General features: G+C 64.4%; 13 protein-coding genes and 1 tRNA gene. 5 read left to right on the top strand and 9 right to left on the bottom strand.

The features are described from left to right. Positions 1-344: 344 nt before the first annotated feature. A complete protein-coding gene (locus Spa11_RS16430) occupies positions 345-1,823 on the bottom strand; it encodes a GGDEF domain-containing protein (RefSeq protein ID WP_145114210.1) in 1,479 nt (492 codons plus the stop codon). 346 nt (positions 1,824-2,169) lie between these two features. Between Spa11_RS16430 and Spa11_RS16435 the strand changes: the two genes are divergently transcribed. Together Spa11_RS16435 and Spa11_RS16440 are read left to right on the top strand one after the other, a co-directional pair. After that, positions 2,170-2,967 carry a sensor histidine kinase gene (locus tag Spa11_RS16435; RefSeq protein WP_145114212.1) on the top strand — a complete coding sequence of 266 codons (798 nt, stop codon included), beginning with the start codon at positions 2,170-2,172 and terminating at the stop codon, positions 2,965-2,967. A gap of 12 nt (positions 2,968-2,979) precedes the next feature. Then, positions 2,980-3,891, top strand: a complete 912-nt coding sequence (locus Spa11_RS16440) for a response regulator (protein ID WP_145114215.1) — start codon at positions 2,980-2,982, stop codon at positions 3,889-3,891. A 15-nt stretch (positions 3,892-3,906) separates the two neighbouring features. Here the strand turns inward: Spa11_RS16440 and Spa11_RS16445 are convergent, their stop codons facing one another. Beyond that, a complete protein-coding gene (locus Spa11_RS16445; RefSeq protein ID WP_145114217.1) occupies positions 3,907-5,289 on the bottom strand; it encodes a purple acid phosphatase family protein in 1,383 nt (460 codons plus the stop codon). A 200-nt stretch (positions 5,290-5,489) separates the two neighbouring features. Here Spa11_RS16445 and Spa11_RS16450 point away from each other — a divergent pair. After that, positions 5,490-5,562: transfer RNA gene (locus Spa11_RS16450), tRNA-Phe, on the top strand. A 153-nt stretch (positions 5,563-5,715) separates the two neighbouring features. On the opposite strand, the gene Spa11_RS16455 is transcribed toward Spa11_RS16450, so the two are convergent. The 5 genes from Spa11_RS16455 to Spa11_RS16475 all read right to left on the bottom strand — a co-directional run bounded on the left by Spa11_RS16455 (position 5,716) and on the right by Spa11_RS16475 (position 15,370). Beyond that, positions 5,716-8,355: a CehA/McbA family metallohydrolase gene (locus Spa11_RS16455; RefSeq protein WP_145114219.1), complete on the bottom strand. Its 2,640-nt coding sequence runs from the start codon at positions 8,353-8,355 to the stop codon at positions 5,716-5,718. A 124-nt stretch (positions 8,356-8,479) separates the two neighbouring features. Beyond that, complete coding sequence (locus Spa11_RS16460) at positions 8,480-9,817, bottom strand: ABC transporter permease (RefSeq protein ID WP_145114221.1); 1,338 nt, start codon at positions 9,815-9,817, stop codon at positions 8,480-8,482. Between the two features lie 128 nt (positions 9,818-9,945). Beyond that, positions 9,946-10,707: an ABC transporter ATP-binding protein gene (locus Spa11_RS16465; RefSeq protein WP_145114223.1), complete on the bottom strand. Its 762-nt coding sequence runs from the start codon at positions 10,705-10,707 to the stop codon at positions 9,946-9,948. Continuing rightward, positions 10,704-12,296 (bottom strand): efflux RND transporter periplasmic adaptor subunit, encoded by a 1,593-nt coding sequence (locus Spa11_RS16470; protein ID WP_145114225.1) that lies wholly within the window; start codon positions 12,294-12,296, stop codon positions 10,704-10,706. The genes Spa11_RS16465 and Spa11_RS16470 overlap by 4 nt, the downstream gene beginning before the upstream one ends. Positions 12,297-12,358: 62 nt before the next feature. Next, a complete protein-coding gene (locus Spa11_RS16475) occupies positions 12,359-15,370 on the bottom strand; it encodes a TolC family protein (RefSeq protein ID WP_145114227.1) in 3,012 nt (1,003 codons plus the stop codon). A 74-nt stretch (positions 15,371-15,444) separates the two neighbouring features. Between Spa11_RS16475 and Spa11_RS16480 the strand changes: the two genes are divergently transcribed. Both Spa11_RS16480 and moaCB read left to right on the top strand, forming a co-directional pair. Next, positions 15,445-16,641: a molybdopterin molybdotransferase MoeA gene (locus Spa11_RS16480; protein WP_145114230.1), complete on the top strand. Its 1,197-nt coding sequence runs from the start codon at positions 15,445-15,447 to the stop codon at positions 16,639-16,641. 7 nt (positions 16,642-16,648) lie between these two features. After that, positions 16,649-17,635, top strand: coding sequence for a bifunctional molybdenum cofactor biosynthesis protein MoaC/MoaB (gene moaCB, locus Spa11_RS16485; protein WP_145114232.1), 987 nt, complete (start codon positions 16,649-16,651; stop codon positions 17,633-17,635). 104 nt (positions 17,636-17,739) lie between these two features. On the opposite strand, the gene Spa11_RS16490 is transcribed toward moaCB, so the two are convergent. Both Spa11_RS16490 and Spa11_RS16495 read right to left on the bottom strand, forming a co-directional pair. Further along, a complete protein-coding gene (locus Spa11_RS16490; protein WP_145114234.1) occupies positions 17,740-19,578 on the bottom strand; it encodes a polysaccharide biosynthesis protein in 1,839 nt (612 codons plus the stop codon). Next, entirely contained in the window at positions 19,575-21,827 is a 2,253-nt protein-coding gene (locus tag Spa11_RS16495) for an O-antigen ligase family protein (protein WP_197529457.1), read from the bottom strand. Before Spa11_RS16495 ends, Spa11_RS16490 begins: the two co-directional genes overlap by 4 nt. Between the last annotated feature and the right edge of the window lie 170 nt (positions 21,828-21,997).

Consider the following 21,997-nt stretch of genomic DNA (forward strand, 5'->3'; position numbering starts at 1 on the left):
CCGCCCTGCTGCTGACTACTTCGTTCGCTCCGTCAGTTGCGAGCTCGGAAATTTAACCGAGTCCTGAAAGCTTGCCAAGGGGCGTTTTCAGGATTTTTTTCGGTTGGCCGGGCGGGTGTCGCCTTGGGCCTTCCAGAGCCGCTCGCTGGACGTCCTCGCCGCAAGTGAAGTGTCACAAGCGACTTCGGACAACCAACTTCGGCAGAATGTTACTGGACCCTTGAGAGAGAACAAGGGGGCGCCAGCGGATTTTTCTGCGGTCGGCTGTTTCCCCGGGATTTCACGTCGTTTTCGCCGGCCCACGGTTTGCTCGTACGCCGTTGGCACGCACACGTTGTGGCTACTTACGCCATCGCCAAAGACGCCGGGACCTCGATCCCGGCGCCCTCTTCGGCCCGGGCCATCAAAGACACCGCCGTGTCGTCGCTGGTCATTTCGGTGGCCGCCATTGTGGTCGTGAGATTCAGCTCCTGTTCGCCCAGCGGGACGGCGCACTTCGCTAAAGCCGTGTTGATTCGGTCACCCACCTCGTCCGCCTGTTGTCGGCTGTGTTCCGGCAGAATGGCGACAAAAGTGAAGTCATTGATGCGTCCGAGCCGCTCCTCCCCATCCAAGGCGCTATCGAGAAACTGAGCGACCGAATCGAGGGTGAGCTTGGCGACCGCGTCGCCGTATTCTTGCTCAAGCTTCGTGTAGCCATCGAAACGCGCCGTCAACAGAGAGAGCGGCGTGCGATCCTCCTGCGACGTCCGGATCTCGGTCCGCAGGATCTCCAGGAAGCGGGTCCGGTTTGGCAAGGCGTCGATCCCCAGGTCCGGGGGGCCAGCAGGTCCCTTCGACGCCACGTCCTTGGCGTTCTTGATCGGCACGCAAGAAACGCCTGTATGACGGTGGGCGTTGTTTCTGCCGGCGTCTTTCGACGCGTAAAGGGCTTCGTCGGCCCGCTTCACTAGGCCCCCGAGCTTGTCCTCGACGGCGATGCCCGCGAGCCCAACGCTAGCCGTGACGGACAGTTTTTTGCCCTCGAATGGCACCACCAACGCCTCAATCGCCGTTCGGACCCGCTCGGCAAGGACGCATCCGTCGGCCGATTCGGTGGTCGGCATTACAACGGCGAACTCTTCCCCACCGTAACGACATGCCAAGTCCATTTCCCGCACGCATCCGTTGATCGCCTTGGCGACATTGCGAAGAACCTCGTCTCCGGCTTGATGTCCGTGGGTGTCGTTGAACGCTTTAAAGTGATCGACGTCGAGGATCAGCAGCGAGAACGGGGTTCCGCGGCGTTCCCACTCGGCGAACCGGCGGTTGATCTCGTCGTCGAACGCGCGACGGTTGGCCAGCCCCGTCAAGGAGTCGGTACGGGCCTCGGACTCGTGCGTACGGATGAGGGCGGCTTGCGACTGAATCTGCTCTTCCGCCCGTGCGAGCTTCGATTGGAGATCGTGGTTTGCCTGCTCGATCTGGGTGAGAGCGGCGAAAACCGCGTCGGAACTCGCGCTCCCGTCTGACTTCTGGCTGCTGAGTTGCGCCTCGATAGCGCCGATATTGGCGGTGTGAGCGTCCACGTCCGTGGCGACGCTCGCAGCGAGGTCGCGGAGTCGATCACTAGCCATCATGGTTCGTTCCATGATGAGTTGCTGAAGCTTTAACTCTTCGGTGCGGTCACTGTCGATTGCCGGGTTTTCAACGGACGGTGTTATCGGCGCCTTGGCCCCACCGCACACCCAAGCACCGGCGGCAAAACCCACGGCAAGCGCGATCGCAGCAAACACCAGATTCACTACGATTAACATCGCGCTGCCGGATGCAATTAGGAACATTCTTCCGCTTCTCTAGGCGTAGCTGTCGGTGGCATTTGGCGCCTGGCCTTTCACCCTCCGGCTGTGCGGTCGGGCAACCACCAAAGGTAGGTCGAAAACCGAAGCTTGGACGGCTTCGCATCGGTAACTACCGAAAAAATGCGGTTCGCGAAGAGGGGCTTCTCCGTCGGACTATCCAGAGCTTTCGGACTATCTGGTCTAGAAAGCATTCCTGGTGTATTGCGCCATCCAAGAGCAAACCAAAGTTGGCGTGTGGAATGCCGCGAAGCGGGAGGCATGGGGCTACTGAGCGAAGTATTTTTGCCGGCGACAACAATCCGTAGTTCAACGTCTTTAATGCTCCACTGTGACCAACAAACTCGGCCCCCCGCCGGCTGACTATACCCATCAGCGGATGGAGACGATCAATCGTCTCGCCGCTGGTGTCGCGCACGAATTCAACAACGTATTGCAGATCATTCACGGCTACGTCAGTTTCGCGCGGGACGCGTTGCCAGCAGAAAGCGAGCCCCGCCAAGACCTAGAGGCGGCGCTACAAGCGACCGATCGCGCAGCTGAATTGGCGTCACGTCTGCTTCAATTCACACGCTCCCCAGACGGAGAAAGTCGCAGCGCGGACATCAGCGACACGGTGCTTGCCACCAAGCTGTTGTTGCGTCCGATCATTGGCGAAAACATCCGCATCCTTGCCGATGTTCGCGACGGAATGCCGGAGGCGGGCGTCAACGAATCCGCGATCCGCCAGGCGCTGCTCAACCTGTGTATCAACGCTCGTGACGCGATGTCCGGCGGTGGCGAGTTGCTGCTTCAGACGGCGCTAACCACGGCGCCGAACGGGGTAACACCCAACGTGGGTGTGTTTTCGGACCAGAGCTATGTCCGCCTGTCGGTCTCCGACACCGGCGACGGCATACCCGAGGCGATCCAACAGCGGATATTCCAGCCTTTCTTCACCACCAAAGGGCCGAGTGAAGGAACCGGACTGGGGCTGGCGATGGTCGCTAATTGTGTCGCCGAAGCAGGCGGCGCCATCACGATCGACAGCGCCCCCGGCGAGGGGACACGGTTCGACCTCTACTTGCCGCTCGCGACCGCCACTGAAGACGTCGCACTGGCGCCCCTGGGAGAGCACTTCGTGAGTTGACCGCGCACGAGCATGTCCCAACCGAACAACCACATTCTGATCGTCGATGACGAGCCTCAGGTCCGCGACCTGACGCGTCGTGCGCTCACGGCGCATGGCTTCCAGTGTGACGTGGTCTCCGACGGGGAGGAGGCGGTGCAGCTCGTTTCCAAGACCAGCTACGACGCGGTGCTCACCGACCTGCGGATGCCACGCAAGCACGGGCATTCGTTGTGCATCGACCTCATGCAGCTACCTAAGCCGCCCTGCGTGATGGTGTTGACGGCCTTGACCGATCCCCGCTTGGTGCGCGACCTGATGATGCGGGGCGTCAAGGACGTCGTCCAGAAGCCCGTGAACTACGACGTGCTCGCGATGAAGCTTCAGGCCGTCATCGAACAGGGCCGGCAACAGCAGATGAAGTCCGTCGTCGGCCCGCCCAAGAAAGCCAACCTCAAGAAGTTCAACCTCCTCCAGCAAGTCGAGGCCTCACTGGTCGAACTCACCGAACTGGGTGGTGACCGCCTCGACAGCGTGTTCGAAGTCCACCATGAACTCCCCGACCCGCCGCGCGCCATCCGCGAATTCATTCGCCGGATGGCGGAATCGGAGGTCATGGAGAACGACAAGGCCGACGGGTCGGCAATGCCAAGCCACCCCGGTCGCAACAGCGACCGAGTCACTTGCTTCACGACGGCCGTGGCCGTGCCTGTTGATCGCTTGTGGAAACGCATCGGCGACCCCTTCAAGCTCGCGTTACGCGACCTCTCCGAAGGGGGCGTGCGGCTGCTGCACACCCGCGCCACCAACGCCGAGTACCTGGCTCTCTGCTGGAACGCCACGCAGGTCGGCGGCAAACAGATCCGGGTCGTCTGCACGATCCGCAAATGTAAGCCTTGCGGGCCGTTCTACGACATCAACGGCCAGTTCGTGATGGCGGACTGAGTCTGTCGAATACGATTATTTGTGAATGGGGGGCGTAGGCGGCGTCTGCTCTTCGAGATCGACCTCGCCATCCGCGTTCTTGTGCAGCGTAAAGGCGTCGTAGAGGTCGCCCGCGGCGCTGAAGGCCTGGTAGCGGATCGCGTCCTGATCGACGCCAATCACCTGGTAGAGCTGCAAGCCGCTGGCGTTGCGGCTTACCTCCCAGGCGTCGCCCAACGGGTACATCTTCGGGCCGCTGACGCTGACGACGTAGACCGTCTTGCCCACCTTGCCGCGGAGGCCCTCGCCGACATTCTCGGTCCCCACCAGCTCATCATCGGTCGGTCCGCCGAGGCCGCTGCGGGCGTAGGTGTGATCGTGGCCTGTTAGCGCCAGATCAACGCCGTGCTTGTCGAAGACGGCCTTCCACATCGCCCGGAGCGTCGGGTTGTCGCGGTTCTTCGCGGCCGAGAAGATTGGGTGGTGGAATGTGACGACGGTCCACCGCGTCTTGGGCTCGTCGGTGAGCAACCGGTCGAGCCACTCGGCCTGCTCTTCCTGCCGCTCGTTCGAGTTGAGGGCGACGAACCTCGCGCCCTGGTAGTCGAACCAATAGCTCGTCTCCTCGAGCCCCTTCAACCCGTTGGTCGGGAACGAGAACTGCGGCCGCCAATGGTCCGACACCGTCGGCTTCAGGTCGCGGACGTGGTACTCGTGATTGCCGGGAACCGCGACCGTCGGCACCGTGGCGTTGAGCCAGCCGGCGGCGCCGTGCCACTCGCCCCAGTTGGCGTCGGACTTGTGGTGGTTGATCAAGTCGCCGGCGTGCAGCGCGAACGCGGCCCGCGGCGCCTCGGCGTGGGCCTCACGCCGCACCCGCGACCACAGCGCCCTAACAGCATTCTGGGCGTCGCCGAAGTAGAGGAACTCGAAGGGCTCGACTTCATCACCGGCTTTGACACGGCTAGCGGTGGTGACGTGGTGCCACTCGCTCCAGTTGGCGCCGTCGCCGACGCGGTAAGCGTAACGCGTCTTCGGCTCGAGGCCGCGGAGCTTCACCGTGTGGACGCGGGCTTCGCCGAGGTCGCTGGTGAACGACTCGCTCGTCCCTTCGAGCGTAGCCGCCTCGGGGATGTCGCCCTTGTTGTGGTCACCGAGGATCTCGCTGGCGGCGATCCACTGGCAGACCGTCGGCGTCGTCGCCGGGTCGGTCCGATACGTGACGTCGAACGTTGTCGCGGGGTCCTCGCTCCAGCTGACCACCACCCGGTCCGGCAGCGGCGTGGGCCGGAACTGCTCGACCGACGGGTAAACGCGCGGCGGCTCGTCGTGGTTGGGGTGCCCCCAAACGGGCGACGCCCCCAGGACGATCAGCAGGGCGATGGCGTGCCAGTAGCGGTTCCAGCAAATCGGCGTCATCGAAACGAACCTCGGAGGATCTAAGTAGTCGAAGGAAGTCGTGGCTATTGCGATCGAAGCCCTGCCGTGGGTCAACCGCTGGCGCCGAGAAACCGCAGAAACGCTGCGACCGGCGTAATCCGCGGCACACTCGGCTGGTGGCGCCCGCCCTCCCCGTTTACACGGCGGCGGCGGGAGCTAAACTCGTAAGTCTGTGGTGCGGGCAGATAGCTCAGTTGGTAGAGCACAGCACTGAAAATGCTGGTGTCGGCGGTTCGATCCCGCCTCTGCCCACTAGATTCGAGGCGTCGGATTCGCGACCAGCGAAACCTCCACGCCCCCTCAACTCTCAGCCGCCGGCGGCAGCCGGCGGCTTTCTTTTTAGCCCTCGCCCGGATGACCGCGCCAGAGGCCCCTGCAGGCACGCTACGGGCCTCCAGCCACCGGTTAGTGCGTATGGTGGTGGTTCGGGTGATCGTGCCCGTGTGAGGGCCTACGGCCCTCGAGGCGGGGCAAGGGCAGGCCCAGGTCGTCGCCGTTGGGCTCGAACACGACGCCGTCCCCGTCGACGTCTCCGTTGGTATCGACAAACACCGGGTTGGCGACCGCTACGGGCATCCCCCGGCCCCACTCGGTCTTGCCCTCGGGAACGCCGTACATCGGCCCGATCGACCGCCCCTCGCCGCAGCAGGCGACGACCAAGTGGGCGTCCTCCTCGAGCTCGACCTCGATCTCCCGGTCAAAAACTTCGGTCCCGCGGCCGAACCAGTCGCCGTGCGAACGCACCGTGTAGTTGTGCTCGGGGTCGGGTCGGCCGTTGATGAACAGCTGCACGCGGTTGATCTCCATCCAGTTCGGGCAGCGGACAACGATGCGGAGCGTTGCTTTGCCGTCCTTCGTGCGGAGGTCATCGCCAGGGAGCGCGCGACGGTCCTGAGCGGCGGAGCGGGCCGTGACGCTCATGAACGGGCCGTTAGAGACCACCACGTGGCCGTGCTCGAACTCATGCACCAGTTCCATCACGGAAGCCTCCGCCGGGTCGTCGGTCGAGCTGCGGACCCAGTTCCGCATCCAGCCGCTGCCGTGGAAGTTGTAATGAGCGTCGGTGTTCACAACGCCGGTGACCCGGTAGCCCAGGTTGAGCAGCTGTAGCCAATTCTGGATCGCATTGCCGCGATTGTCCCAGCCGCCGTTGCCGACGCCGCTGTTGGGGTCGCCACGCTCGCCGAGAGGGTCGAAGATCAGCTCTGGCGGGTGAATCTCTTGCACGTCCATGTAGCCGAACATCGCCTCAAAACCTTCATCGGGCTCGCCGTTGAGGTCGCGGTCACCGACCATCTGGGCCGTGTTCGGGTGGTTCGACTGCACCAGCTTCTCGGACTTGTCGTCCCACTCCGCTAGCCGCTTGATCTGCGTCACGGGATTCGGGTCGGTCTGCGGCCCGCCGCCGTCTTGCTCATGGACATGATGCTTAAGCGGGAAGGCGTTCTGGTGGTTTAGCGGCAACGGTTGGCCGGTCAGCTCCATGCCGGGGCACGTCAGCATCCGATGTTGTGCGTCGAACGCCGCCAAGTGCTGGTCGTACACGTCGATCCGCTGGTGTTCGGTGCAGGGGCAGAACTCCAGGTGCTCGTCCAGCAGGTTAAGCACCCGCCCCGCCTGACTCGCCGTGTTGTCGCCCGACGGGCTGCTGTGGCTGTGCAACTCGCTTGAGAGCCAACCGGTGGTGTCCACGGTCCGCGGCAACTTCGCGGCGATCGTCGCCGTCTCGCCCGCCTCGACGGTGATCTCGCCATAGGCGGCGTCGTGCTCGGGCCCGTAGCTCGCGACCCACTTGTAACGCCCGGGCGCCAGTTTGCAGCGGAACCGCCCGTCGGGCGTGTACTGCACATTCTTGACGCCCCGCTCGGCCGACTCCGGCCCGAAGTCCGGCGACTTCGCGCCGTCGAGGCCGGTGAACTGCACCTTGACGGGAATCGCCCTGCCGGCGCCGTCGGTGATCGTCGCCTCGGCGTATCCCGCCCGCTTCAAAGGGACCGTCCATTCGGCGTCGATCTCGTCGGGATTCGCTTCGAGAGACCCCTCATGCGTCATTGAGCCGTGCCCCTCCGCCGAGATGGTGACGGCGTACTCACCCGCCGGCGCCTGCGAAACCGCCCCACCCTGGGCGTCGGTCAACAAGTAGCCGACGACTTGGTTGTCTTGCCGGACGGTCACGAGCGCGTTGGCGACCGGATCGACGCCGTCGGTTACGGTGAGTTTCCCCGTCGCCAAATCCTCGTCCCGCATCGCATACGCGGTCGCCTGCACGGCCAAGCTGTCCGCCGCCGGGATCAAGCAGCGACGCCAAGTGACCGAGTCACCCGCGGCGAGCGTTCCCGATTCGTCACGGCCTGCGACTCCGTACTCGAACTGCCGCGGCCGGCGTGGCTCTTGCATCTCCAAAGTCCGGAGCGTGACGCCCTCCTCCGACTGCACGCCGTACGCCTGCCGCCAGAAGAGGTCGTGGCCCCAGACGAGGTCGATCCCCTCGATCGCGCCGAACTTGAACTCCCCATCGAGCCGCCACCCATCGCGTAGCGGCGCCTTTACCGATTCCTCACCGTCGTTCTTTAGTGTCGAAACGACACGGACGAACGTTTCGCCATCGCGCAGTTCGTAGCCGACTCGGTGGACGAGCCCCTTCTGGTTCTTAGCCGTTGCCTCGCCTTCGAAGGCAATTGTCGCCGCGCCGTCGGCGGGCTTGCCCCATTCGGCGGGCCAGTCGATCCGCTTCTTAAACTTAAAACCGCCGCCGCCAGGATAAAAACAGCTTAGCTGATCGCTCTGCGTGTCACGCTCGGTGAGATCGATGACGCCACCGCCGACGTTGTGGACGGTCAAGTTGGCGTCACGCTCGGGTCCCGGCGCTCCGATGACGGCGATTATCTTGTCGTTCTGCAAGACAAAGTCGCCATGGATGGCGTCGACTTCTTTTCCATCAGGGACGAGCAAGTCGTAATTCGACTTATCGAGCGTCTGCAACTCGGCGGCGTTCAGCCCTGCCGCATCCATGAAGACAAGTGCAACCAGAACCAAGCGAGTCATGCGGTGATCCTTGAGTGACAAACCACGGGCCTGCGCGAAGGCTAACCGCCGCGCGTGAAGAGCGTGTGAAGACCCGCGCACGCTCTTCTCTAAGGTCACCGGACGTGCGCAATCAGATAAGACTTCAGTCGTGCCGCAATGCTTCGATCGGATCGAGCCGCGCCGCACGGATCGCAGGGTAAACCCCGAACGCCACGCCGACAACCACCGAGATCCCAAGCGACAGGGGGATCGACCACGGCACGACCTGCGGCTCGACATTGCGCACCAGGTCCGGCACCGCCGCCATCTGCTCGGGAATCCAGCGTTCGAGCTGGTAACGCAGACCCACCGCTACCGGCCGGCAAAAGAGCCCGCCGATAACGCCTAGCCCGCCGCCAACGATCGACAGCACCACGCTCTCGGTCAGAAACTGCCCGACGATGTCGCGTCGCTTGGCGCCTAGCGCGCGGCGGATGCCGATCTCGCGCGTCCGCTCGGTGACGGTGGCGAGCATGATGTTCATGATGCCGATGCCGCCAACCACCAGCGAGATCGCCGCGATCAGCCCCAGCAGCAGCATGAACATCAGCCGCGTCGTGTTCGCCTGTTCGAGCAGCTCCATCGGCACCGTGACGGCGTAGTCCACTAGCGGGTGGTCGCCGGCGATCGTCTCGCGCACGAGGTCCGCCGTCGGCAGCACGTCGTCCGCCTCGGCGACGCGCAGCGTCACCTGCGACAACTGGATCAAGTCGCGGCGGAACTGGCCCGGCGTGATCTGAATGATCTGATCGCCCAGGCGTCGCCACATGGTTTGCAGCGGGATGTAGACGTCCTTCGAATAATCCTCCGCCGCCAGCGAGCCGCCGATCCCCGCCGAAGCGGACCGCGGCTCGCAAACGCCGACGACCTCGTAGAACTCGTGATCGACCTGGATCAACTCGCCGATCGCATTGCCGGTCGGGTAGAGCGTGTCGGCCACCTCTCCCGAGATGACGCAGTGGTTGCGCTCGGTAAGGCCATCGCCGTCGGAGAGGAACCGCCCCGCGCTGAGGTTCAGCCTCGCGATCTCACGGTACTCGGGCGTCACGCCCACGAGCCGCCCCTCGAGCGCCCGCCGGCCGACGCGGAACTCGCAACTCATCTCGCGGATCGGCACCGCCGACTCGAGCGTCGAGAGCGTCGTTTGTAGCTTCACATAGTCGTCGCGTGTGACGCCGTACCCCGCGCCGTCATAGTCGTCGCCGGTGGGCTTCACCGTGCGAACGATGATGTTCTTCGCGCCGAGCGAAGCGATCTGCTCCTGCGAAGCCTGGCTGATCCCCTCACCAATCGCCAGCAGCCACACAACGCTTAGCACGCCGATCAAAATGCCCAGCACCGTCAGCCCACTGCGCATCGGATGCAATAACAGGCTCTTCACACTGAGCGCCACCGTACGGCGCCAGCGAGCGAAAGACGCGATAAAACTGGGGCTAGCCATTAACTTACTGCATACGAATGGAACGCAGATGAACGCGGATTGAAAGGATGGACGCAAATAGAAAAAAACCTATCAGCGTCCATCCTTTCAATCCGCGTTTATCCGCGTCCCATTCTTCTTCCAAAGAGTTAAACCTGCCGGCTCGACTCCAGCGCCGCGCGGCTGCCGTCGGGCGGGCCGTCGTAGACGACGCGGCCGTCTCGCAGCACCACGGTGCGCTTCGTCAGGTCGGCTACCTCGGGTTCGTGCGTGACAAGGATGATCGTGCGGCCCTCTTGGTTGAGGCCCGTTAGCAGGCCAAGGATTTCGCGCGTCGTGGACGTGTCGAGGTTTCCGGTCGGTTCGTCCGCCAACAGAAACCACGGATCGTTCACCAAGCTGCGGGCGATCGCCACGCGTTGCTGTTGGCCGCCGGAGAGCTGCATCGGGCGGTGATCGAGGCGGTCGCCCAGGCCTACCTTCCCGGCTAGCTCTTCGCAGCGGTGACGACTCTCGACGCCAAAGCGGCCGCTGTAGTGCAGCGGAAGCTCGATGTTCTCCACGACGGTCAACGCCGGCAGCAGGTTGAACGACTGGAAGACAAAGCCCAGCCGGGTGGCGCGGACGTCGGCGAGCTCGTCGTCGCTCATCCGGGCCACGTTGTCGGGCCCCAGGAAGAACTCGCCCGCCGTCGGCCGGTCGAGGCAGCCCAGCAGGTTCAGCAGCGTGCTCTTGCCCGAACCGCTCGGCCCCATGATCGAAACGAAGTCACCATTGGGAACGTCGAACGACACGCCTCGCAGCGCGTGCACCGTGCCGCCGGCCAGCACGTACTCCTTCTTGAGGTCACGGATGCTGACCGCAAGCCGCGTATCGCTGCGTGGCGGGGGAGCTGCTGCCGAGGCTGTCATCCGCCCTGCCCTACGCCGGCGGTTGATTTCGACGTCTTCGCCGCGGTTGTTCTTTCACCGGCGGAGGCCGTGGCGGCGGGCTTTGGCTCTTGTTGCTCTTCTTGGAGCTTCCGCCAGTCGGCGCCGTTATCGACCGCTTGCTGCTTCTCGTCGGCGGAGATCTCCGGCAGCGCCACCTGGCTCGCCAGCGCCCGCGGGTTGAGAGCGACCTCGTCGTTCACATCGAGACCCGACTCGACGACGAAGAAGCGGTCGTTGGTCGGTCCAACCGTCACCTCCTTCGGCACAACGGCATCGCCCTCCTGGACAAAGCAATAGAGCTTGTCGCCATGGGCGTAGACCGACTGCACCGGCGTCACGATCGAGTCGGGGACGTACATCGCGCTGATCGTCACGCTCGCCGTCATGCCCGTCTTGAGCTGGCCGGGCTCCGATTCGATGGCGACGTAGGCTTTGTAGTCCTTGACGTTCGCGCGGCGCCAGTTTGTCGGCTCGGCGTACTGGTTGACCTTCGATACGCGGCCCTTCAGCACTTTGCCGTCGCCGCCAACGAGCTTCACCGCCGCCGGCATCCCTTCTTTGACGTGCTGGATCAGCGATTCGTTGATATCCACTACCACCTGCATCGACGACACGTCCGGCAAGCGGATGATCGTCTGGCGTTCGCGGATCGCAGCGCCCTCCTCCACGACAAACTCGGTGCCCCCACCGCCGCCCCCCTGCGGCCGGTCGCCGTGGGCGTAGATGACGGTCCCCGCGGCCGGCGCCGTGATCACGCACTTGGCGATCTGGTCCTCGATGTCGCGGAGCTTGTCGCTCTCCAGCTGGTAGCTGTTCTGTAACGACTTGAGTTTCGCCTGGGCGATCGCGGCGTCGGACTCGAGCGTCTTGACGGTCTTCGCCCTGGTGTAGTCTTCCAGCACCATCAGCTTCGTCTTGGCCGCATCGAGGGCCTTCTGGGCGTTCTCGACGGCGAAACGGTCGGCCTGCAATTGCAGCTCGCTAACGTAGCCCTTGCCCGCCAGCCGCTTGCTATACTCGACGTACTCCTTCGCCCGGCTGAGGTCCTCCTCGGCCACGAAGATCTCGCTCTCGATCGTCTGCTTCTCTTGAACGAACAGGCCGTTGACGTACTCCTTCACCGCGATGACGGCCGTGTCGTAGAGGTTTTGCGCCTCGATGACGGAGGCCTCGGCCGTGTTGAAGTTGATCTGCTGCAGCAAGCGGTCGTTCTGCAAGGACGAGGAATCGAGCTCCACGAGAAAGTCGCCGGGCTCGACCTGCGTCCCCTCGGGGATGATCCGCAGGATCGAGATCCCCGCGGCGCCGAGCGTCTTCACCTCGGACTTCACCTCGACGCCGCCGGCCGACTGGATCTCGCCGCGCTCGGTGATCTGCAGCGAGAAGTCCTGGCGGTCCACCTTGTGGAGCACCGCATCGGTCATCGCCGCCGCGGCCTTCTGGGCCTCGACCGAACGCCACCACGCATACCCTCCGGCGCTCGCCAGCCCTACCAGCACCAACAGCCACACCGCGGCGCCGCCACGGCGTTGCGAAGGGCGTTTGGCAATGGCGGTTGGACGCTTCATAGCAGCAGCCGGTTGGCCGAAAGGAGTGCTCTTGTAACGGTAGGACCGAGCCCGCAAAGCAGCTAACTATTATGAGCTTTCTGGTGGCTAAATCCCAGCGATAACTGGGGCATTGTGAGGTTGTTTTGCGGAATCTCGGCATCCGTTTCTGCGTCGCCACCGGCCGGAGTGTTCGCTGCTTCACCGCCGCCGGACGACGCGCCGCCAGCCGCCGGGTTCACCAGCTCACCAAACTCCTGCTGCATCTCCTGGACGATGTCCGGCGGCAGCAGCGACGGCCCCATCGGCGGCAGCGGCGAAACGTCCCCGCCGCCCGGGCAGCTCCGGCCCGTTGGCACGAACACATCGAGCGACTCGCCGATATCGACTCGCAGCCCCTCGTTGTCCACCAGCATCACGCCCAGGTCGAGCTCCAGGTTGTAACGCTGAACGCGGTTGTTGACCCACACCGACAGGAGGTCGTTCTGGGCGTTGAGCAAGTCGCCAAGCGCCTGCACGAGGTCCCGCGCGGTGGTGTTATTGAACTGCTCGCTGGCGCCGGGCTTGGGCGGCTCGGAGAGCCGCAACTGCGTCAGGTCCACCTGCGCGATCGCCACCAGCACGGCCTCACGCCGCAGTTCGAAATTCACCTCGTTGAGGCGGATCTGCCGCAACGTCGAACGCAGCCCCTGATAGATCTGGTCCACGAACTGGTAGTAACTCCGCCGCGCCTGCTGGTACTCGATCAACGACTGGCGATAGACGTTGCGCTCGGCGAGCCGCGACGTCGGCGAGTCGAACTCCACGCCCACCCGCAGGCGTCCGTTGGTGTCGCGGAACTCCAGCGGGTTGTCCCCAACGTTCGCCAAATCGCCCGAGAAGACTAGGTCCACCGCCGACAGCAGGTTGTTGGCGTTGAAGTGGATCAGCCGCCAAGCGTCCACCAGCGCGGCCCGGGCGTTCGCCCAGTCGCGGCGGTTGGCGCGGGCGATTTCCAGCGCTTGCTCGGGCGTCAACTCCGTCGGCGTGATGTCCAACGCGTCGAGCCGTGTGCGGGCTTGCAGGATCGACAGCTCCAGCAGCATCGACGACAGCCGCCGCAGCAGCGTGTTCCGCTCGTCGCTCGTGGCGCCCGCCATGTCCGCCTTCAACTCGTCCAGCATCTGCCGCCAAGCGACGATGTCGGCCTCGATCGACTGGACACGCTCGTCCAGTGCAACCGGATCGAATAGCGCCAAATCAATCTGCGCGTCACGCACTTCGGGGCGGTCGCCGATCACCACGAGGTGTTCGCGACGATCGGGAAGCACGGCGAGCAGCTTGCCGAGGTCCGACTCGACGATCGCGAACTGGGCCTCCGCCTCGGCCACCAGCGGATCGACATTGTTCGCAATGACGCCCTCGGGCGTCTCGGCCGGGACCAGCTCGGGCTCGGTCGGCGGCGGCGGTGGCAGCGTCGGGCCGGCGATCGGCGTCTCCACGTCGTCGGCAAGCCGTTCGGCTTCGGGATCGACCAGGGCCTCGGGCGTCGCGCTCTCGCTGGCGGCGTCGATCGCTTCGTTACCCACGAGCAGCACCGTCGCGACCTTGTTCTGCAAGTCCGTGACTTCGGGCGACAGCAGGTTGAACGGCTCCAGCAGCGGGTCGGCGACCACCAACTCGAGGTCCGGCGGCAAGCCCAGTTCCACCTTGAACGCGTCAAGCGATGTCTGATAGTCGGCCTCGGCGCGCAGCAATTGGCTTTGAGCGTTGAACAGCGCCTGACGCGCCAAGTCGACCTGGAAGCGGTCGATGCGGCCCGCATCGTACGACGCCACCAGCTGCAGCGTGCTGTCGCGTAGCGCCGCGACGTTCGCGCGTTGATTGCTGAGCACCTTTGCCTGTTGCAACAGACCGAGGTAGCCGCCCGCCGCCGCGGCACCAGCGACGCCCTGGTTGCCGCCGCCGCCACCGAAGAACCCACCGCCGAAGTTGCCAACTTGCAAGTTCACACCCGCGAAGCCCGACAAACCGGCGCCGCCGAGCAGACCACCGCGCCGCTGCGGTCCGCCGCCCGCAAAGCGGCCGGTCACCACGTTCATGTAGTACTCACGCCGGAACCGCTCCATCGAGCGGACGTTCGCCAGCAGCGCGCGTTCGGCGACCGTAAGCCGCTCCAGCACCCGGATGCGACCGCCGTTCCGCAACAGCGGCTGGACGATCGAGAAATCAAGCAACGTGCGGCTCGTGTAGTCGTTCGGCCCGGAGAACTGCCAAACCAGCGTGTTGGCGAGGCCGACGACCATCTCACCGCCAAACGCCGTCAGCCGCTGCACGCGCCAGCGGTTGGGCGTGGCGGGCCCGAGAGTCCGGCTACTAGGTGAGACGAATAACTGGCTCGAAGACTCGCCTGTCCCCGAGGCCACGCGGCCCTGGGCAACGTAGTCCACCGCGGCGCCGCCGAAGAGCTGCGCGTCAAAGCGGAACCGCTCGAACGACACGTCGAGCGCCGAGAGATACAGCTCTTCGAGCTCGTTCTGGTAATCCGGGTCGTTGATCAGACCCAAGCGAACCGCGGCGGTGGTGTCGAGCACCAATCGCCCCTGCTCGTCGAGCGGCAGCGTGGCCCGCCAGTTCGGCGGATCGACCCAAGGCGTCCGCGGCGCCTTCTTCCAATACTTTGCGCCATTCTTGCCGTCGACCTGCATCATGTAGTGATGCGAGGTCGGGTCGTCGGGCGGCATCGGCGGGCAGTCGGGCGACTCCTCGTCGAACATCCGCGAGCGCGGATCGACGGTGATCCGGTAATCCCCTATGTCGCCGCCGGCGACCGTCGACTTCTGATCGAGCAGCTCGTAGGCGTCGCGGTCCGCGCGTAGGCGGGCCTTGCTGCGGCTGCAGCCGGCGAGCGGCGCCAGCATAGCGGCGACGCAGACGATGCGCAAGAGCGTTGTGAACAAGATGTCCCGGCTTCGTGACGAAGGCCGGGCCGCCCCCTCGGCGACCCCCGTTTGCATGCCGGCGTAGCCGACGTGCTTCTCGAAGCATCGACGCCCAACGCCTGCCTGCTTGACGGGCGAACCGTTAAAAGCGGCAGAATCGGTACAACCGGTCACCCAAGGAGGGCCCGCGACGCTAGCACGCCGGCGGTTTAGACTCGATTGAAACCAGCCTCGGCCGACACATCACCATGACCCTCCAAGCCATCGAGCCTGCCGCCGCGATCGAGCTCCTGGCGAGCCGTCTCGCGCCGATCGGCACGGAGGAACTCGCCACGCCCGACGCCACCGGTCGTGTGCTCGCCCGCGAAGTGCGTCTCGACCGCGACAGCCCGGCCTGCGACGTCAGCGCGATGGACGGCTTCGCCGTCAGCGCCGAGGAGCTGACTGCGGGCGTGCTACCGATCGTCGGCGAGTGCCGCATCGGCGAGGCGCCCGAGACGTTGCCCGCTGGCAGCGCGCTCCGCATCTACACCGGCAGTCCCGTTCCTGACGGGGCCGACGCCGTGATTCGCTTAGAGCACGTCATCGAGTCAGAGGGCTCCATCACGCTGATCAAAGGCAAGTCGGTCCGCGCAGGCGAAGACATCCGCCGCCGTGGCGAGAATGCCGCGGCAGGCTCGGTTGTACTATCGCCAGGCATTGAATTGACGGCCGCAGCGATCGGCGCTGTCGCAACGGTCGGGCTCACCGTGATCCCCGTTCATCGACGCCTGCGAGTCACCGTCATCACCACCGGCAACGAGCTGGCTCAGTTTGGCGAAGGCGAACTCAAGCCCTGGCGCCTCCGCGACTCCAACGGTCCGGCGCTCGCCGCGATGCTCGGCGCGGCGCCGTGGATCGAGTCCGTGCGGCGGATGCATGCGAACGATTCGCTCGACTCACTGAAAATGGCAATTAGCCTGGGTCTCGGCGGTTCTGAAGCGGTGGTGCTCACCGGCGGAGTGTCGAAGGGCGCCTACGACTTCGTCCCCGACGCCGTCCGCGCCGAAGGGGGCGACGTGCTCTTCCATCGCCTCCGCGCGCGCCCAGGACAGCCGACGCTCGGCGCGATCGCCGGCGGCAAACCGATCATCGGGCTGCCGGGCAATCCGCTAGCAGTGCTCACCGCCGGACGCCGGGTGTTGGCGCCTCTCCTAAAGCGCCTCGCCGGTTTGGCGACGTTCGATCCGCCCGCGTCGCACGTTACGCTAAACGCCTGGAGCGGTAAGCCGCTACCGCTCACCTGGTGGCGACCCGTGACGCTCACGGCGCCGGGCGTTGCGAGGCTCGCAGCGCTACAAGGCTCCGGCGACGTGTGCGGCCCCGCGATGAGTGACGGCTTCATCGAGGTCCCACCCGAACGCGCCGACGCCGGCCCCTATTCGTACTACTCCTGGCGGATCTAACAACGACATGGCCTCGACCGAAGACCCCGCCGCCAAGCTCTCGCACCTCGACGCCGACGGCCGTGCACGGATGGTGGACGTTGGAGGCAAGCCAGTAACCGACCGTCGTGCGGTCGCCGAAGGCCGCGTCCGCGTTGGCGCCGGAGTCGCCGCCGCGATCCGCAGCAATTCGCTCAAGAAAGGCGACCTGCTGCAAGTCGCCCGACTCGGCGGCATCCAAGCGGCGAAGCGGACTTCTGACCTCGTGCTCCTCTGCCATCCGCTGCCGCTGTCGCACATCGACATCGACGCACGGCTCGATGACGATGACGTCCTGCTCACCGCGTCGGTCCGCACCGCGGGTCAGACAGGCGTTGAGATGGAAGCCCTCGCCGCCGTCGCCGGCGCTGCGCTCAACGTCGTGGACATGGGCAAATCGCTCAACCCGGCGATTGAAATCGTCTCGCTCCGCGTCGTCGAGAAGACCGGCGGCAAGAGCGACCCAACCACATGCAGGGCGGCTGGCTTCCGCGTTGCAATCCTCACCATCAGCGACAGCCGTACCGCCGGCGCCGCCGAAGACACCGCCACGCCGCTGCTCGTCGAAGCGGTACAGAAATTCTTCAGCAGCGAGGTCATCGCTACCCAACTCGTCGCCGACGACCGTAAAGCAATCGCCGACCAGCTACGAGATTGGGCGACCGGCGACGGCGCGCCAACGCTCATCCTCACCACCGGAGGCACCGGCGTCGGTCCGCGCGACGTAACGCCTGAGGCGACGCTCGATGTCGTCGAGCGCACGCACCCGAGCCTCCTAGAGCTCGCCCGCGCGCGCTGCCTGCCGGGCAAGCCGCACGCCTACCTTTCGCGCGGCGTCGCCGGCGTACTTGGCAAGACGCTGATCGTCAATCTACCGGGTTCACCTAAGGGCGCCGTCGATACGCTACGGCTGATCGCCGACGTTTTGCCACACACGTTAGAGACATTGCGTGGTGAGGAGCAGAGTCACCCGTAGGGCTACCCGCGGCTTGCGCCGACGGCTCAATGACGACACCTCGCAAGGTGTGACCCGTCGGCCCTAGCCGCGGGTAGCCCTACGAACAGGTTCGCCGCCAGAAATCACGCCGCGACGCGCAGCTTCGGCGCCTCGCTCTCCGTCCGCGGCACGATCGTCTCTAGCAATCCGAGTATCTCGGTTGGCGATCCATCCACGACGTCTTCCAACTGCGATATCTCGTTGAGCACACGCACCAGCGGCTGCGTGTCGCAGTCCGCCGTCATGATCTTCTCGTGCGACGTTGGCTTGTGCTGCTCGCTGTCGTTGTAGAGCTCTTCGTAAAGCTTCTCGCCTGGACGCAGGCCGGTGATCTCGACCGAGATGTCTTCGCCTTCGCGCAGGCCCGACAAGCGGATCATGTCCTTCGCGAGGTCGAGGATCCGCACCGGCTCGCCCATGTCGAGCACGAAGATCTCGCCCCCCTGCCCCATCGTCCCCGCTTGGATGACCAGCTGCGCGGCCTCCGGGATCATCATGAAGTAGCGGTTGATGTCCGGGTGCGTCACGGTGATCGGCCCGCCTTGAGCGATCTGCTGGCGGAAGATCGGGATCACGCTCCCCGCCGAGTCGAGCACGTTGCCGAACCGCACGGTCACAAACCGGCACGCCGAGCCGACGCTCTTGGCCTGCACGTAGCGCTCCGCCAGCTGCTTGCAAGCGCCCATCACGCTGGTGGGGTTCACCGCTTTATCGGTGCTCACCATCACGAAGCTCTCGGCGCCGGCGGCCTCGGCGGCGTCGGCGACGTTGCGCGTCGCCAATGCGATGTTCTTAATTGCCTCGCCCGGGTGCTTCTCCATCAGTGGCACATGCTTGTAAGCCGCCGCATGGAAAACGATCCTTGGCCGATGCTCGGCGAACACCGCGTCGAGCCGGTCACGATCGTTTGTGTCCGCCAGCACAGCGTCGACAACGCCCGGCGCCAATGTCTCAAGCTCGCGTTCCAGAAAAAACTGCCCGGTCTCCGAACGGTCGAGCGCAACGAGCTTCTTTGGTTTGTGCTTGAGCAACTGCCGGCAGATTTCCGAACCAATCGACCCGGCGCTGCCCGTGACAAGCACCGTCTGTCCCGTGATCCATTCTGAAATCGCGCCGTCGTCGAGCCGTACCGGGTCGCGACGAAGCAGGTCCTCGATCGAGACGTCGCGTGGACCGACCGAGACGCTGCCGCGCAACAGCTGTTCATAAGTCGGCAGCACGCGCACCGGCACGCCGACGCTCTGCGCTCGTCCCATCAACGATCGGACCACATGCCCAGGCAGCGAACCGGTGATGAGCACCTCTTGGGCTGCAAACGTGGCCACCAAGCGTTCTAGGTCGTCGGGTACACCGACAACTGGCACGCCGCCGATCCGCTGACCAATCTGTCGCGCATCAGGATCAACAAAGCCGATCGCACGGAGTGACTGCTTACGACCCAGCCGAAGCGTCCGCAGCAACGTCTCGCCCTCGTCATTGGCGCCGACGATAAGGACCCGCCGTACGGCCTCGGCGCCAAAACTCGCCCGTAGGTCGCGAAACGCCCGCGGCGCCGACCGCAGTAGACCCAAAGCGAGGAACGTCGTCCCCCAATCGATCAGCAACACGCCACGAGGAATCGATACTTCCGGCAGCAAGAAGGCGTCGACAAACGTCATCCCAACCGTGCTCCAAGTCGTCGCCTTGGCGATCGTGAGCAGGTCGTAGAAGCCGATGTAGCGATTCACGTTCTGGTCGAGACGATGCCAGCAAAATGAGAATAACTTGACGCCGACGGCGCAGAGAGCGGCCACGGACATGCCAGCCACATGCGACTCGGGGATCGGCCCCCCGAAACGAAGTGAGTAGGCGACGACGAATGTGACCGCGGAGATCGCCGTCAGCACAAGCAAAAGAGTTAATCGACGTAAGAGTGCGGTCATCGCGCCACCGTTTCTGGTGAGCTGTGTGCGTCGGATTCGACGATGGGGAGACGACGCGGCGCAAGGAAACGCGACACGGTCCGCATGCGTTCACCAGACGCCATCTCCAGCCGTCGCTTAGCGGCCGCTTGCAAACTCGACTGCAAGTGGCGTAGGTCGGGTCGCCGGGAGAGGCACCAGCGTAAATGGGGATCGGCTTCGACAAACGCGCCGGAGTCGAAGTAGGCGAAAGCCAGATCGAATCGGACCCAAAAGTCATTCGGGCAAAGTTCATACGCCCGCGTTGCGCACTCGATGGCTTTCTCGTATCGTTTCAACGAGCGGTTGACGACACTGACTTGTCGCCAACGTCGGGCGGAATCGCGAGGGCTGAGGGCTTCGCTCTCGGCGAGGGTCGAACCCTCGGCGTGTTCAGCGATCGCCACAAGGTCCTCGTCGGTGCCAGACTGACGGTAGGCCGCTAAGACTAGGTCCGTCGCCGCGCAATCGGGATCGAGCTCCGCGACAAACACCGAAGCGGGTAAGACACGCGCCAGCGACAGCACCAGCCGCTCCCGGTGAGAACCGGGCAAACGGATGCTGGCGCGGTAGTGCTCCAGCGCTGCTTCCACATCACCCGAGAGGTGAATCTGTCGCCCGGCGTCGAATCGGACGCCACCGTCGTTAGGCTGGAGGCGGACCGCCTGGGCGATGGCGCCGCCGAGCGGCAAGGGGTCGGCGTCCAAGAAGGAGAGCCTAGTGGCTTGGAGATAAGTCTCACCCTGGAGAGGGCACAACCGTATCGCTGCCTGTGCGTGCTCCAATGCCCGGGGTAGCAGCAGCGCGTCCTCGCCAAAGGCGCGAGCAAGCCAGTCCCGAACCTCTGCCTTACTTTGAAATCCCCCAGATGTCACGGTGTCCGCGATCATCTCGATCGACAGCGGATTCTCACCCTGCATCACCGCACTCTCGAACTGCTGCATGAGCCGTCCGGCAAGCCGGGTGTGCGCACGTGCGTTCTGTGGGTCGTTCTCGACAACCATCAGAAGTTCGTTCACGGCACGGCGTATCGTTTCATCGATAGTCGCCAGTAAGTGAGGGTCCCCCTCTTCCGTTGCCGAAGTTAGCAAGCTGGCCTCTAGCGACTGTGTGGTCTTGGAAGCCCGTAGGTATCGGTCCCAGGCGAGTGACCCCAACCCCGGCCCCCAGCTGATCGCAACGGCAAGCGCTCCCGCCGTGACAGCGACAGCCGCTGGGAACCAGGAGGAGATCGGGGCGCCGTTGGCGCGGGAGAGTTGGGGGGGCGCTGATTCGTTCAGCTTTCCAACGGGGTGCAACTGCTCAAGCCGCGTTGCACACGCCGCAAAGATAATCGCCAACATGGCAAGCGACGGCACGTACCAAACGAAATCGACGACGGAATGGGCGAAGCTGGCGGCGATTCCCGCCATCAGGACGGCCTGCAACAACACGCCGTTCGGCGAGGCGGCTCGTCTCAAGCCGCAGAGGAGGGTCCGCACGACCATCGCAGCAGCAGCAGCGAGGACAAGCAGTCCGGCGGCGCCGTTCTCGCTTGCGATCTGAAAGTACCCCGACTCTGCATGGGTAAACTCTCTCGCCGACGATCCGTCGATGTAGGCAGGGTAGACGTAGCGATGACTACCCGCCCCGTGACCGAGCCACGGATTCGCGAGGAACGCCCGAGCGTTTGCGCCCCATATCAGCCGGCGCCCGGCATTGGCGTCGAGTTCTTCGATCTCACCCGACACCAAGTCGTTCAGCCGATTGGTCACCTTTTCATAGTCGAAAAGCGACACGCCCAGCAGCACGACGGAGGCCATCGCCGCTAAGAGTAGCGTCTCTTTCAACCCCACTAGTCGACGCCACCAGCAGCCAATCACCGCGACCAGCAGCGCTACCCCAAATGCCGCAACGCCGCCACGAGACTGAGTCGCCACCAAGATCACGACAACGAAGATCATCGCGCCGAGGCATACAATCCTCCGTGTTTTCTCACTCCCAAGCGCCGTAGACCCTTTTGCTCGAATCGATCGTTGAAAGGCGAAAGGCGCGAGCGAAGCCAGCCCGAAGATCAGGAAATGGGCGAAATGATTGCGATTGGCGAAGGCGCCTTGGACCTGCCCCTTGAACGAGCGGCTCGGATAGTCGTACATCCAGAGCAGGCGTCCGTCTGGGAAGCCCGCTTGAACCACGCCAATGATCGCCAGCACGACGCTGGCGACTGCGACACAGCCCAAAACCTTCTTCACATCGCCTTCGGATCGGACCCGTTCCGCAACAACGAAGAACAATAGACAATGCGACACTAAGACAGCGAGACCCTCGAACGTCTCTGGCGGCGCCAGAGAGACCCTTGTCCAACGTCCGAGAGGCGATTCCTCTGACCACAACGGAAGCAGGCTAGCGTGGCCGGGAGCGA

The sequence above is a fragment of the Botrimarina mediterranea genome (assembly GCF_007753265.1).
GTDB classification, from domain to species: Bacteria; Planctomycetota; Planctomycetia; order Pirellulales; family Lacipirellulaceae; genus Botrimarina; species Botrimarina mediterranea.

Excerpts from the sequence above, each read along its gene's own strand:
- Spa11_RS16430 (WP_145114210.1), bottom strand. The coding sequence starts at position 1,823 with ATGTTCCTAATTGCATCCGGCAGCGCGATGTTAATCGTAGTGAATCTG.
- Spa11_RS16440 (WP_145114215.1), top strand. The coding sequence starts at position 2,980 with ATGTCCCAACCGAACAACCACATTCTGATCGTCGATGACGAGCCTCAG.
- Spa11_RS16445 (WP_145114217.1), bottom strand. The coding sequence starts at position 5,289 with ATGACGCCGATTTGCTGGAACCGCTACTGGCACGCCATCGCCCTGCTG.
- Spa11_RS16455 (WP_145114219.1), bottom strand. The coding sequence starts at position 8,355 with ATGACTCGCTTGGTTCTGGTTGCACTTGTCTTCATGGATGCGGCAGGG.
- Spa11_RS16460 (WP_145114221.1), bottom strand. The coding sequence starts at position 9,817 with ATGGCTAGCCCCAGTTTTATCGCGTCTTTCGCTCGCTGGCGCCGTACG.
- Spa11_RS16465 (WP_145114223.1), bottom strand. The coding sequence starts at position 10,707 with ATGACAGCCTCGGCAGCAGCTCCCCCGCCACGCAGCGATACGCGGCTT.
- Spa11_RS16470 (WP_145114225.1), bottom strand. The coding sequence starts at position 12,296 with ATGAAGCGTCCAACCGCCATTGCCAAACGCCCTTCGCAACGCCGTGGC.
- Spa11_RS16480 (WP_145114230.1), top strand. The coding sequence starts at position 15,445 with ATGACCCTCCAAGCCATCGAGCCTGCCGCCGCGATCGAGCTCCTGGCG.
- moaCB (WP_145114232.1), top strand. The coding sequence starts at position 16,649 with ATGGCCTCGACCGAAGACCCCGCCGCCAAGCTCTCGCACCTCGACGCC.
- Spa11_RS16490 (WP_145114234.1), bottom strand. The coding sequence starts at position 19,578 with ATGACCGCACTCTTACGTCGATTAACTCTTTTGCTTGTGCTGACGGCG.